13 protein-coding genes are annotated in these 12,880 nt (G+C 43.4%); all 13 read left to right on the forward strand.

Translation table 11 applies throughout. The features are described from left to right. The first annotated feature begins 543 nt into the window (after positions 1 to 543). The 13 genes from ADU22_RS12140 to ADU22_RS12200 all read left to right on the forward strand — a co-directional run bounded on the left by ADU22_RS12140 (position 544) and on the right by ADU22_RS12200 (position 12,820). Entirely contained in the window at positions 544 to 912 is a 369-nt protein-coding gene (locus tag ADU22_RS12140; RefSeq protein WP_053362384.1) for an ArsR/SmtB family transcription factor, read from the forward strand. Next, a complete protein-coding gene (locus ADU22_RS12145; protein WP_082252836.1) occupies positions 905 to 3,037 on the forward strand; it encodes a heavy metal translocating P-type ATPase in 2,133 nt (710 codons plus the stop codon). Before ADU22_RS12140 ends, ADU22_RS12145 begins: the two co-directional genes overlap by 8 nt. Before the next feature lie 44 nt (positions 3,038 to 3,081). After that, entirely contained in the window at positions 3,082 to 3,699 is a 618-nt protein-coding gene (locus ADU22_RS12150; protein WP_053362386.1) for a class I SAM-dependent methyltransferase, read from the forward strand. A gap of 12 nt (positions 3,700 to 3,711) precedes the next feature. After that, positions 3,712 to 4,263 (forward strand): copper resistance CopC family protein, encoded by a 552-nt coding sequence (locus ADU22_RS12155; RefSeq protein ID WP_053362387.1) that lies wholly within the window; start codon positions 3,712 to 3,714, stop codon positions 4,261 to 4,263. 1 nt (position 4,264) lies between these two features. Further along, entirely contained in the window at positions 4,265 to 5,335 is a 1,071-nt protein-coding gene (locus tag ADU22_RS12160) for a CopD family protein (RefSeq protein ID WP_053362388.1), read from the forward strand. A 231-nt stretch (positions 5,336 to 5,566) separates the two neighbouring features. Continuing rightward, positions 5,567 to 6,487, forward strand: coding sequence for a DMT family transporter (locus ADU22_RS12165; RefSeq protein WP_053362389.1), 921 nt, complete (start codon positions 5,567 to 5,569; stop codon positions 6,485 to 6,487). 64 nt (positions 6,488 to 6,551) lie between these two features. Beyond that, positions 6,552 to 7,559, forward strand: a complete 1,008-nt coding sequence (locus tag ADU22_RS12170) for a DUF3231 family protein (protein WP_053362390.1) — start codon at positions 6,552 to 6,554, stop codon at positions 7,557 to 7,559. Between the two features lie 238 nt (positions 7,560 to 7,797). Further along, entirely contained in the window at positions 7,798 to 9,480 is a 1,683-nt protein-coding gene (locus ADU22_RS12175) for a choice-of-anchor I family protein (RefSeq protein WP_053364550.1), read from the forward strand. Positions 9,481 to 9,756: 276 nt separating this feature from the next. Further along, on the forward strand, positions 9,757 to 10,128 hold the full coding sequence (locus ADU22_RS12180) for a GntR family transcriptional regulator (protein ID WP_053362391.1): 372 nt from the start codon (positions 9,757 to 9,759) through the stop codon (positions 10,126 to 10,128). A gap of 5 nt (positions 10,129 to 10,133) precedes the next feature. Beyond that, positions 10,134 to 11,000 (forward strand): ABC transporter ATP-binding protein, encoded by an 867-nt coding sequence (locus ADU22_RS12185; RefSeq protein ID WP_053362392.1) that lies wholly within the window; start codon positions 10,134 to 10,136, stop codon positions 10,998 to 11,000. Beyond that, on the forward strand, positions 10,993 to 11,598 hold the full coding sequence (locus ADU22_RS12190) for an ABC-2 transporter permease (protein WP_053362393.1): 606 nt from the start codon (positions 10,993 to 10,995) through the stop codon (positions 11,596 to 11,598). Before ADU22_RS12185 ends, ADU22_RS12190 begins: the two co-directional genes overlap by 8 nt. A gap of 106 nt (positions 11,599 to 11,704) precedes the next feature. After that, entirely contained in the window at positions 11,705 to 12,169 is a 465-nt protein-coding gene (locus ADU22_RS12195; protein WP_156324340.1) for a hypothetical protein, read from the forward strand. A gap of 183 nt (positions 12,170 to 12,352) precedes the next feature. Continuing rightward, positions 12,353 to 12,820 (forward strand): hypothetical protein, encoded by a 468-nt coding sequence (locus ADU22_RS12200; protein WP_069187977.1) that lies wholly within the window; start codon positions 12,353 to 12,355, stop codon positions 12,818 to 12,820. Positions 12,821 to 12,880: the final 60 nt, after the last annotated feature.

The following is a 12,880-nucleotide window of genomic DNA, read 5'->3' on the forward strand; positions in this document are numbered from 1 at the left end:
TAAAGGTCACTGACAAGCCCTCTCAGTACCCAAAAACAGCAGGATGGGAGAAAAATGGTCACTGACAAGCCCTCTCAGTACCCAAAATCAGCAGAAAGGGAGAAAAATGGGCACTGACAGGCAGCCTCAGTACCCAAAAACAACAGAATGAGAGAAAAATGGTCACTGACAAGCCACCTCAGTACCCAAAATCGGCAGAATGGGAGAAGAATGGTCACTGACAGACGTCCTCAGTACCCAAAATCAGCAGAATGAGAGAAAAAGAGGCACTGACAAGCGGCCTCAGTACCCAAAATCGACAGAACGAAAGTAAAAGGGTCACTGAAAGCCAGCATAAGTGCAGCCAACAAGGGACAACTCCCGAACCACGATGGCAATCGTAACAGCTAGCTTAGTGCAACGAAGAAACCATACAAAATTGAAGCAATAATTCACCATTCATGCGAGAAATAATTAGAAAATTCCACTCCCATTCGTTGACATCCAAAAGTTGTTTTGAATAAGATATATTCAAATGAACTTTTGAATAAAGGATGTGCTCATATGCCGGAACAGGATGTCTGTCAGGTTACCTGTATCCACGAGCCCAAGGTGATCCGGGTAAAAAGCGAGCTCAAGGAACAGGACACACTCGAAGTGGTCAAAATCTTCAAGGCCCTTTCAGATGAGACAAGGATCAAAATCGCCTACTCTCTCTACCTTGAGGAAGAATTATGCGTATGCGATGTAGGGAATATTGTCGGCGCCTCTACAGCTGCCGTTTCCCATCACCTGCGCCTTTTGAACAAGCAGGGGATCGCAAAGTACCGCAAGGAAGGCAAACTCGTCTACTATTCCCTCGTGGATGATCATGTCAAACAACTAATCAATTTGGCTTTTCAGCATCAAAAGGAGGTGGTCGTCCATGGCTGAAAATGGTCAACAAGCAGAAAAACACGTGTTCCGGATTCAGGGATTCTCCTGAGCTGGCTGTGCCACAAAGTTCGAAAAGAACGTGAAACACCTGGATGGTGTTTTGGATGCGAATGTTAACTTTGGTGCTTCAAAAGTCACCGTGTACGGAGAGACTACGATTGAGGAGCTCGAAAAAGCGGGCTCGTTTGAAAATCTGAAAATCTACCCTGAAAAAGGGGAAGTGGAGCCGCAAAAGAATGAACCTTTCTGGAAAGAGTACGGGAACGTTCTGGCCTCCCTAATTTTTGTCCTAATAGGATATCTATCTGTATTCAGCAACGGGGAGGAGCACAGCGCCACCATCGCCGCTTTCCTTGCCTCAATTGTCATTGGAGGGTATTCCCTTTTTAAAACAGGAATTAAGAACCTGTTCCGCCTTGAGTTTGACATGAGAACCCTCATGACCATTGCCATCATTGGCGCGGCGATTATCGGCGAATGGAGCGAGGGGGCTGTTGTGGTCATCCTGTTTGCCATCTCGGAAGCGCTTGAGAAGTATTCCATGGATAAAGCCAGGGCCTCTATCAGGTCCCTGATGGACATCGCTCCGAAAGAAGCCTTGGTCCGCCGAAGCGGTCAGGAGACGATGATCCATGTGGACGATATCGAAGTCGGGGACATCATGATAGTCAAGCCAGGCGGGAAAATTGCCATGGACGGGGTCGTTGTGAAGGGCCTCTCCGCCGTGAACCAGGCCGCCATCACCGGGGAGTCCGTCCCAGTGGAGAAAACGGCGGGCGATGATGTATTCGCCGGCACGTTGAATGCCGAAGGGCTGCTCGAAGTGAAAGTCACAAAGCGGGTGGACGACACCACCATTGCCCGCATCATCCACCTTGTGGAGGAAGCCCAGGCAGAGCGGGCGCCATCCCAGGCTTTTGTCGACCGATTTGCCAAATACTATACGCCGGCGATCATCGTGGTGGCCGCCCTTGTCGCTATCATCCCGCCGCTGTTGTTTGGGGCGGACTGGAGCGAATGGGTTTATCAGGGGCTCGCGGTGCTCGTCGTCGGATGCCCGTGCGCTCTCGTGATATCGACGCCGGTTGCCATCGTGACCGCGATTGGTAATGCTGCAAGGAACGGCGTCCTTATAAAAGGCGGCATCTACCTCGAACAGACAGGCGCCCTGAAAGCGGTCGCTTTTGACAAGACAGGTACCTTGACAAAAGGGGTACCGGCGGTAACGGATTATGTTGTGCTGAACAAAGAGAGTGAAAACGACTTGTTTTCAGCCATTGCGGCACTTGAATACCGTTCCCAGCATCCTCTAGCTTCCGCCATTATGAAGAAGGCTGAGGAAAAGAAGCTTCCTTATAGAGAGATTCCCGTCGAGGAATTCTCCTCGATCACCGGCAAAGGAATCAAAGGGCAAATTAGCGGTACCACGTATTATATCGGCAGTCCGAAACTGCTTGAGGAAGTCCTGACGGATGGCATACCACAAAATCTTCAGGCCAAGGTCAAAAAGCTTCAATCACAAGGTAAAACCGTGATGGTTGCCGGAACCAACCAAGAGGTTTTGGCGCTTGTTGCGGTTGCGGATGAGGTAAGGGAAAGCAGCAGGGAGGTCATACAAAAGCTTCATAAACTTGGTATTCAAAAGACCATCATGCTGACAGGAGACAATGAGGGAACTGCCAAAGCAATCGGAAGTGAGGTTGGTGTGACTGATGTCCGCTCCGAACTCCTGCCCCAGGATAAACTCCAGTTCATCAAAAACCTTCGTGACCAGTACGGCCATGTCGCCATGGTGGGGGACGGAATCAACGATGCCCCGGCACTCGCCGCTGCGACCGTCGGGGTGGCGATGGGCGGAGCGGGGACCGATACGGCGCTTGAGACAGCGGATATCGCCCTGATGGGGGATGACCTCAAAAAGTTTCCATTCACCGTCAGCCTGAGCCGGAAGGCCCTTGCCATCATCAAGCAAAATATCACGTTCTCCCTAGGTGTAAAGATGCTCGCTTTGCTACTCGTCATTCCGGGGTGGCTCACCCTCTGGATTGCGATATTCGCCGATATGGGGGCAACACTCATTGTTACCTTGAACGGATTAAGATTGTTAAGAGTGAAAAAGTAAGCTTCCCAATTTGGGAAGCTTTTCCTAAGCGGGGGTGTGCGGGGATGAATAATACCTGGAATGGAATCATCTATAAAATATGGGCACCATTGTATGACCGTTTTTTCAACGCGGGACCATTCCTCAAGGCGAGGCAAAGCTTGTTTCAGGATGTGACTTTCAATGAAGGGGACCGAGTGTTGTTTGTAGGTGTCGGAACAGGGGCCGACCTGGAACAGATTCCTCGTGATAAACTGGACATCACGGCCATTGACTACTCGCAGGACATGCTGGATCAGGCGAGGAGGAAATTTCCCCACTCCCAGATCCAGTTTTTGCAGATGGACGCGCAGCATCTGGATTTCGAGTCCGAGACTTTTGATTATGTAGTGGGGAGTCTCATCCTTACCGTTGTCCCAGATGGAGAGAAGGCGTTCAGCGAGATGGCAAGGGTCGCAAAGAGAGGTGGAACCATCCTGGTCTTTGATAAATTTGCTCCGGAAGACAGGGAACTGTCCTTCCTTAAGAAGCTGGTTCGCCCGCTAATTAGGGTGCTTGGGACGGACATCGGAATTTCGTTCAAATCCCTCTCCCGGAAGCATAAAGAGGATGTTAACTTGAAAGAAGACCGGGAACTTGCCTTTAATGGAATGTATCGCAAAATCACGTTAATAAAAAAGTAAAGGATGTTTGAAATGAGAAAGATGGTTGTCGTTTTATTGGCACTATTGGTATGGGGGTTAGCAGCCCCTGCCAAGGCCCATACAGGACTGGAGACCTCCCTTCCCAAGGAAGGGGAAACGGTAACGCAGCCTATTCAGGAAGTGGTCCTGACTTTTAACACGGAAATAGAAGCGCTCAGTACCATGCAGCTCTTCCGTGCGGACGATACAGAAATGCCTTTACATAACCTGACCATTGATAGACATGTCATGAAGGCCGACCTTGGACAGGACTTGAAAAATGGATCTTATGTGATTAACTGGAAAATTGTCGGGAAGGATGGCCATCCTATTGAAGGAAAGGTAAACTTTCAGGTTCAAATGAAGGAAGAATCTGCAGCGCCTGAGACAGGAGAAGCAGCAGAAACACCAGAAACACCAGAAACACCAGAAAATAAGGAAGAGGCACCAAGTGTGGTCGATGAGGAAGTAGAAGAAAACAGCAACTCCTTCTTTCCTCTCCTAATCATTGGGCTTGCGATCGTTCTCGCGGCTTCCTTCCTCATCATGAGAAAGAAGAAATAACATGAATATACTCATTGCATCTGCGGAATGGCTTACTTACTTGTTCTTTTCCATTTTAGCGGGGCATGTGGTCCTGTCATTTGTACCGGAAGACAGGAAACCATCTGTCCAACTATCAAAAAACGTCTTGATGGTGTCCACATTGGGGTTGGTTTTCAGTACCTTTGGTCCTGTCCTCCAAGTGGTTTTGTATTTTTATGAAAGTGTCGGAGTCATGAAAGCCCTCTATTCCGTGCTGACCGATTTCCAGGTAGGAAATGCCTGGCTTGTGATTTCATGGGCGTGCTTGTTTATGATGATCACCATCCTGCTGAACGGATCCAAATATCTGAAAGCCTTTTGGCTGACAATCATGATTCTTGCTGTCGGGTATTCAAGCCATGTGGCTTCCTTAACGCTTTGGAGCGGGTGGCTGGCTCATTCCCTGCATTTTCTGTCTGTTGTGCTGTGGGCAGGGGTGCTTCTTCATGTTTCGTGGTTCGCAAAAGATGAAGTGAACTGGAAGCCCTTTGTGAATTGGTTCTCCCCATTTGCGGCAGCTTGTATGCTCGTCATCCTGTCCACTGGCTTCTGGACGATGACCATGGTGGTGGATGTAGGGGAGTATGTGAATTCCTGGGTGCTGTCATATGGTCAGCTTCTCTTGTTGAAGCATATTGTGATCATCCCCCTTTTGCTCATTGCCTACTCAAATGCGTATGTATCAAGGAAAAGGTCAGGTTTTCCCGAGAAAATCCTGAAGGCAGAATCCCTGGTTTTCTTCTTGGTCATTGGCTGTACGGCATTTTTAGGAATCCTTTCCCCGCCGCATGAAATTAACTTTACGGTGGATTCGGAAGGGGCATCCCCTATTGCGGAGTACATTGCAGGGGAGGAAATTTCGTCACCTGTCCAGTTGTCCATCTCCACGGGGAACATGTTGGAAGGTGTTAGTTTGCTGGTGATAGCGCTTGGATTTCTCGGAATGCTGTTTTTCTCAATACGGAAGAATCCTTCCACTTGGCTTTCCCTTTTATTCAGCCTGTTGTTTATTGTCAGCTTGCACTTCGGACTAAATCGCCTCTTTTTATAAAGGGAAGAACTGGACAGGCTGTGCTGTAAAACATCAGTTAATTTGGTGACATGCCCCGAGTCTACTGTTAAATACGTAATTGATAAAGAAAGCAACGCGGAATGAAACTCCACGTTGCTTTTTAACATTGATGGGCACACCATAGTTCATAAGCCAAACAAAAAGGTATACGAAATATGCTAGTGAGTATAGAATAGGACAGTTAGCATATTGTTATAGGACGGTGTTATTATGTTTAAGGCTTATGCCTGGTTAACATTATGTGTAATGGTGTGGGGAAGCAATTTTGTATTTGGAAAGATGCTGGTCGAAGATTTTTCCCCAGCCATGTTGACCATGCTTAGACTTTTGTTTATTGTATTATTTTTACTTGGAATGTCCTTATATAAAAAACACTTAAAACGAGTGAATAAATCGGATGTACTCGGCATTTTACTCCTGGGGATTATTGGTGTTTTTATAAACCAATGGTCTTTTTTTGTAGGACTTCAAACCGCTGATCCTACAACTTCCGCTTTGATTTTGGCTACTACCCCTATATTGACCAGCGTACTAGCTGCCATCTTTTTGAAAGAAAAATTAACGATCCGCATGCTGTTAGGTTCAATCGTGGCGGTGATCGGGATATATTTGGTTGTTACAAAAGGGAACTTATCTTCTGTACAAGTTGATAAAGGCCTTTTTTGGATTGTGATAACGATGATTACATTCGCCATAATGATTATCATGACAAGGCATTTTTCTCATAGAATAGATCCGCTTACCATTACCTTCTATTCAAATGTTGTAGGCTTGATTGTGTCGCTTCCTTTTGCCTTTCTCCTGGATGCTCCTATACAAATAAGCTCCAGGGTTGCCGATTGGTCTTTTCTGATTGGAACGGCCGTTGTTGTTCACGGTATAGCTACATTGATCTGGAATAAATACATTAGACATGTGGATGCTTCAAAGGCATCTATCTTGTCTAATTTAGAACCTTTTGTTGCAATGATAATGGGATTAATATTGCTATACAAACCAATAACGGGAGCAGAAATGCTAGGGTCGGTATTCATCGTTGGCGGGGTATTATTATCAACTTACCAACGAAGAAAGCTAACTTGTGCCAAGTCTGCAAAAAAGCTGCCAAGGACAGCAAAAAAGATTTTATAAAAACTGAATGATAATCCCATTTAATGCTCAACATAAAACAAGAAAATTCTAGGAGGAGCATTAAATGCCAGAAAAGCCAGCAATTACGTCATCTGAATTAGGTACCTTATGGCTTACATATCAAGAGAAGACAATGCTTTTGCGCATATTGGACTATTTTATCGAGAAAGCTGATGACGAAAAAGCCAAGGATATTATGACACGTTTATATGAAGAGCTTGACAATTATGTTGGTATAATCGCAGAAACGTTTCAAAATGAAGGGGCTGTGATACCAGTTGGGTTTAGTGCACAAGATGTTAACAAAGAGGTTCCAAAGTTATATGATAATGGTTTTGACATCATGTTTGTTCGCCTGTTAAAAGAAATTAGCATGGGGCTTCACTCATTGAATATCACTATGGCTTATCGAGAAGATATAATCATGATTTTTAAAGAGTTAACGGCCATTACTCAAAAGTATTACAACCTCTGCACTCAATATTTGCTGGAAAAGGGGTTGCTTGTCAGATCCCCTTATGTCCCAATGCCAAAGTCGGTTGAATTTGTTAAAGATACCAACTACCTGGGTGGTCTCCCCATTAATCCATTTAGCGAAAAGCGGACATTGAATACGGTAGAAGTTGCCCATATCCATCATTCGATTGAATCAAATATCTTTGGACTTCAAATGATTACAGGTTTTGCTCAATGTGCTAATGAAGGTGAAGTTAAAGACTACTTTAATGATGGTGCCGAACTTGCTAAAAGCATTGTAAAGGAATTAAGTGAAACCTTGCTTCAAGACAATATCCAAATCCCTCAAACAGCAGGCGGCAATGCAACCGGTTCAACACTAGCACCATTTTCCGAAAAAATGATGATGTATTGTATAAGCCTTTTTTGCAGTTTTTCCATGGGCAGCGGCTCATTGGGGACCGCTTTTAGTTTGCGGAATGATTTACCAGCCAAATCGACCATTTTTATGAAAGACATATTTGAATATGCTCATAGAGGTGCAAAAATAATGATCAAGAACGGCTGGATGGAAGAACCGCCTCAAATGGAAGAACGAAATCAAATGTTGAATTGAGGATTCTAACAACGGTAATTAGTTACCATTCCAAGACTTAAGGTGCTTTGATCCAATAAGGGTTAAAGCACCTTTTCCTTATTCAGCTAAAGCGATTAGTTATCAGCCATTTCTCCGCCCATAAAATCATTGTATTGTTATTTGCAGGTTCGATACGAAACCTTTACAAGGAATTAATATTGTTTAAACAGTATTCCTGTATGGTAAATTTGCAGATTAAAAAATGGGGGGCATTATGGTGAAGGGTAATTCAAAGTCCAAGGTATTTAGCAAATTTATGCTGGCTGGGAGTATGCTGCTTTTAGGCAGCCAAATGAATGTAGGAAATATAAATGCGGAAACTCAAATTCCTCATCCAATGGACGTCAAAAAAATTGCAGGCTATAGTATGGGAATGAAGAGCGAAGACGGAGGAATCGCGGAAATTGTAAAGTACAACGCCGACAATAAGAAGTTCTATGCAATAAACGGCGCTGGGCAAACCATTGATATTGTCAGCCTTAAAGATTTGAAAAAAACCACTAATGGAGAACAGCAGCTTCAAAAGGAAAAATCGATTAACATTGCCGATGCAGTAAACACCGGCCAATTTACATACGGTGATGTAACGAGCATAGATATTGATACATCCCGAAATGTCGTTGTCGCGGCGGTTCAGGAAGCGGATTATACGAAAAACGGAAAGATTGTCGAAATGAATTATGAGGGGAAAATCCTCAAGACTTATGAGGCAGGGGTCCAGCCTGATATGGTTAAGCTGACGGACAACGGAAAGTATATTTTATCAGCTGATGAAGGAGAGCCGCGTTCCGGGCTTGAACAAGAGGATCCAGAAGGGTCAGTAACCATTGTTGAAGTAAAAACAGGGAAAGTAACGAAAGTGAAATTCAATGATGAGAGCGTAATTGATGACGATGTCCATATCCGGAACAACGGAACCAAAGCGGATGCTGTAAAGGATTTTGAACCTGAATACATTGCGGTTTCCAAAGATGGTAAAAAAGCGTATGTGACCCTGCAGGAGAATAATGCCATTGCCACGATTGATATTAAGGCAGGTAAGGTGCTTTCCGTAAAGTCGCTTGGCTATAAAGATCATTCGATCACGGGGAATGAACTCGATGCAGCGAGAGACGGCAAGATTGAACTAGAAAGGCTTCCTATTTTGGGTGCGTATATGCCCGATTCGGTTGCATACGTAAACATCCGTGGAGTTGATTATCTTGTCACCGCCAATGAAGGGGATGCAACAGAGTGGCCTGAAGATGATTCCACTTTTATTAATGTCGCTAATTTCAAAGATGTGAAAGATACCATTGAACTTGATCCAAGCCTATTCAAAGGCATGACCACTGCAGAAGCGCAGGCATCTTTTGAAAAAATGCAAAATTCAGCTGGCTATCAGAAGCTTGAAGTATTGACTGATCGTGGGAATGATGCAATTTACACATTGGGCGGACGTTCTTTCTCGATTTGGAAAGCTGATACAATGGAACTTGTCTATGACAGCGGCAGTGATTTTGAAACCATCACCTCCGAGCGCTTCCCGGAGGTATTCAATTGGTCCAATGATGATGATGAGTTTGAAAAGCGCAGCACGAAAAAGGGCCCGGAGCCTGAAGATGTCAAAATCGGCAGGATTGGCAAAGACATCTATGCATTTGTCGGGCTGGAGAGAATTGGCGGAGTAATGACCTATAACATTACAAATCCGGAAAAAGCCCAGTTTGCCAATTATTTTAACAGCAGGGATTTCTCACAGGCTATTGCTGGAGACGTATCTCCGGAAGGACTTGAATTCATTGATGCAGCCTCAAGTCCAACGAAAAAACCTCTTGTTCTAGTAGGCAACGAGGTTAGCGGAACCGTCTCTGTGAATGAGATTCACATCAATAAATCGCATTCTGGTAAACGGAAGTAAGAGTGATTAAAAAATAAATCTCAAAATCTTTTTACACAAGGGCGTTGATTCAGAAAGGATTGGTTTGTCCTTTTGTCCTGACTCAATGATAGTCAATATTTATTAAAGAGTAATTAATTATCTTATCGTAAAAGGCATGTTTTGGCGTAGTCCAAACATGCCCTTTTTGTCTTGTCCACAGTTTCAAATAAAAAATAGGTTGCAGGGGACAACTAGTGTGTATATAATGTGTATATAGTATATATACACTATTTCGAAAATGATAAGAGGGATTGCATGCAAATCATTATTTCCAACAGTTCAAAGGAACCGATTTATGAACAAATTAAAAAACAAATACAAACGTCGATTTTAGCAGGTGAACTACAGGAGGGAACGGCATTACCTTCCATCCGTCAACTTGCAAAGGACTTGCAAATTAGTGTGATAACGACTAAACGTACTTATGAGGAATTGGAGAAGGCAGGCTTTATCTACTCCATCGTTGGAAAAGGATCCTTCGTTGCAGAGCAGAATTTAGAGGTCATTAAAGAGAAAAAACTGAAGGTCATTGAGGAGCAGTTGTGTGCTGTTATTGCTAATAGCCGGGAGATTGGACTGTCACTGGATGAACTGCAGCAGTTACTGAATATTTTATATGAGGAGTGAAATAGGTGGAAAATGTGGTCGAGTTACTAAACGTAACCAAAAAATTCAAAGGTTTTACCCTTGAAAATATTGATTTGAAAGTAAAGCAAGGCTTTGTAACTGGGTTCATTGGGGCTAATGGAGCTGGGAAATCGACGACGATAAAGATCATGATGAACTTATTAAAGGCGGATGCAGGAAGTGTCAGGATTTTCGGTTTGGATTACAAAACGCATGAGAAGGAGATCAAGGAACGCATAGGGTTTGTATACGATGGAAATGTATTTTTTGAAGGGTTGAACTTAAAAGATATAAAGCGGATTGTTGCGCCAGCATATAAACGCTGGGATGAAACACTATTTTATCAATATATCGAGCAGTTCGACCTGCCACTTAACAAACCGATCAAATCATTTTCAAAAGGGATGCAAATGAAGGCCTCCTTGGCCATCGCATTATCACATCATGCAGAGCTGATCATCATGGATGAACCGACAGCGGGATTAGATCCGATTTTCAAACGGGAGCTGCTGGATCTTTTGCAGGAATTAATGATCGACGGCAATCGAACCATCTTTTTTTCAACCCATATTACAACAGACCTGGACCGCATAGCGGACTACATAGCTTTTATGCGGAGAGGGGAATTAGTATTTAATCACTCCATTCATGAAATAGCTGAAAACTATGCTCTCGTAAAAGGAGGATTGGATCTCCTGGATAGAGACACCGAAAAGGACTTGGTCCGTGTTCACCGCGCATCAACCGGATTCGAAGCTTTGACGGATGATGTCAGTGCAGTGAAGAATACGTTCGGAGATAACGTTATCATTGAACGAGCCTCTTTAGAAGATATTATGTATTACTTGAAAGGAGACATACACCATGTTTAATTTAATCAGACGGGATGTCATACTTCAAAAAAGACAGTTAATCCTTTTTATTCCCCTTATTTTATTCTTTATCATTACCAATTCGCATCCGGTTTTAACCTTCCTTGTTGCCAGTATTTTCATTCCCTTTAACGCATTTGCCTACGATGAAAAAGCAGAGACTAATATTTTATTAAATTCCTTGCCTTATACGCGTACAGAGATTATCGCCTCGCGATTTCTTGGTGCAGTTGTTTATATGGCCTTATCAGTAGCGGTTACAAGTGTGGCATTTTTTGCATTGGATAAACCTTTTACTATAAAGGATATTGCGACGACCGTAAGCATGTTCTTATTCTTCGCTGCGTTCACATTCCCTTTATTCTATATATTTAAGCCAGGCCATATATTTACGGTCGTAATTATTGGATTTCTCGTGTTAGTAGGCATAGGACCTTCAATTCTATTGTTTTTGACAGAACATCTAACTGCAGTAACTGATTTTATTGCTAGTCTCTCGGTCCCTGCTTTATATATAGGAGCTGCAATCAGTGCCTTGATCTCCTACGTAATTTCCTGGGGTATTACCCATGTTATTTATCAGCGCAAAGCTTTTTGATTAGGTATATCCTTTAACATTGACAGGTGTGTTGATCCAAGAAGGATTGACCGCCTTTTTTGTTGAATCCTTAATTAAGCAAATGCTGAATAAGGCGGGGGATGAAATGAACAATTTTAAGGTGCTTTTATTGTTTGTTGTGCTATTTTTAGGGTTGGTTGGCTATCTGGGAAAAGAGTTATCAGCGATGGATGATTTATCTGAACCTGCAGCGGTTGCAAAAGAATATCTTGAACTTCAAGGTTATAAGGTGCTTTCCTATGAACAACAACAGGAAAAATACAAAATCACGGAAAGTAAAATGGAGACGATGCCTTATCGCTTTTATTGGAAGGTGCCGGGGAATGACCCTAACCCATATATCGGAAAAATAGTAAAGGTTGAAAAATTCATCGTCAAGGATCACCCATTGGACAATTGGGAGTGCTGTGGCGGCGTAAAATCAAAAGGTAAAGTTAACGCCTTTGTTTACGTTGTTGAAAATAAGGTCGTAGGCGGCACATCGTTTCCTTATGGAGTGGATGACGCTGGATTAGTCGGAGGCTACTGGTCATTGGATGGGAGAGAATAAATCTGTTTTAACTGTAATGGAATAAAAAATGTTTACGGCCAGTGGCAGTATTCAATGAAGGGCGGGTGATTCCAGAAGGATCAACCGCCTTTTTATTTTTTTCATTAATTAGCTTGCAATGCAACAATGTTATAGCAACCATCGTCTAGATAGATGAACGGATTCCTGATGGGAGGGAAATGAATGAAAAAAGGTTTCTTTATTTTAATTTTTTTAGGATTCATCATGACTGGGTGCACCAATGTTGGTTTGACACAACACGAACCCAAGCCACCAAAAGTCTTTATCGAGTTTGCTAACGAAACATCCGAAACGGTACTTGGAACTTATTGTTGGTCATACGATGGTCAGTCTGAATGTGCGGATGCAGCTGGACCAGTGGAACTATTGAAAGGCAGGGACACAATTAAGGTAAACCCTGGTGAAAAGATAACTTTTATTATGGATTTTGAACCAAAGCCGAATAAGGCTGATCTTATCCAAATCAGCAACAATGAGGAATCAGAAGTCAAAGTAAGTAACAATCAATTCTCGGCACCTACACAGAAAGGAATTTATTACTATTCGTATGGAGCATGGTGGATGGATGAAAAGGAAGAGAACGTATCAAAGGGAGATGCTCATTACGCATTTGCGATTGAGGTAAAGTAGGGGTGTGCAAAAATTTTGATTGGTCGAAGGAAAAGGGGGCATTGATAGTTGGTGTCAGTA

The organism is Bacillus sp. FJAT-27251, from assembly GCF_001273925.1.
Lineage (GTDB): Bacteria > Bacillota > Bacilli > Bacillales > Cytobacillaceae > Mesobacillus_B.

Excerpts from the sequence above, each read along its gene's own strand:
- ADU22_RS12140 (WP_053362384.1), top strand. The coding sequence starts at position 544 with ATGCCGGAACAGGATGTCTGTCAGGTTACCTGTATCCACGAGCCCAAG.
- ADU22_RS12150 (WP_053362386.1), top strand. The coding sequence starts at position 3,082 with ATGAATAATACCTGGAATGGAATCATCTATAAAATATGGGCACCATTG.
- ADU22_RS12155 (WP_053362387.1), top strand. The coding sequence starts at position 3,712 with ATGAGAAAGATGGTTGTCGTTTTATTGGCACTATTGGTATGGGGGTTA.
- ADU22_RS12160 (WP_053362388.1), top strand. The coding sequence starts at position 4,265 with ATGAATATACTCATTGCATCTGCGGAATGGCTTACTTACTTGTTCTTT.
- ADU22_RS12165 (WP_053362389.1), top strand. The coding sequence starts at position 5,567 with ATGTTTAAGGCTTATGCCTGGTTAACATTATGTGTAATGGTGTGGGGA.
- ADU22_RS12170 (WP_053362390.1), top strand. The coding sequence starts at position 6,552 with ATGCCAGAAAAGCCAGCAATTACGTCATCTGAATTAGGTACCTTATGG.
- ADU22_RS12180 (WP_053362391.1), top strand. The coding sequence starts at position 9,757 with ATGCAAATCATTATTTCCAACAGTTCAAAGGAACCGATTTATGAACAA.
- ADU22_RS12190 (WP_053362393.1), top strand. The coding sequence starts at position 10,993 with ATGTTTAATTTAATCAGACGGGATGTCATACTTCAAAAAAGACAGTTA.
- ADU22_RS12195 (WP_156324340.1), top strand. The coding sequence starts at position 11,705 with ATGAACAATTTTAAGGTGCTTTTATTGTTTGTTGTGCTATTTTTAGGG.
- ADU22_RS12200 (WP_069187977.1), top strand. The coding sequence starts at position 12,353 with ATGAAAAAAGGTTTCTTTATTTTAATTTTTTTAGGATTCATCATGACT.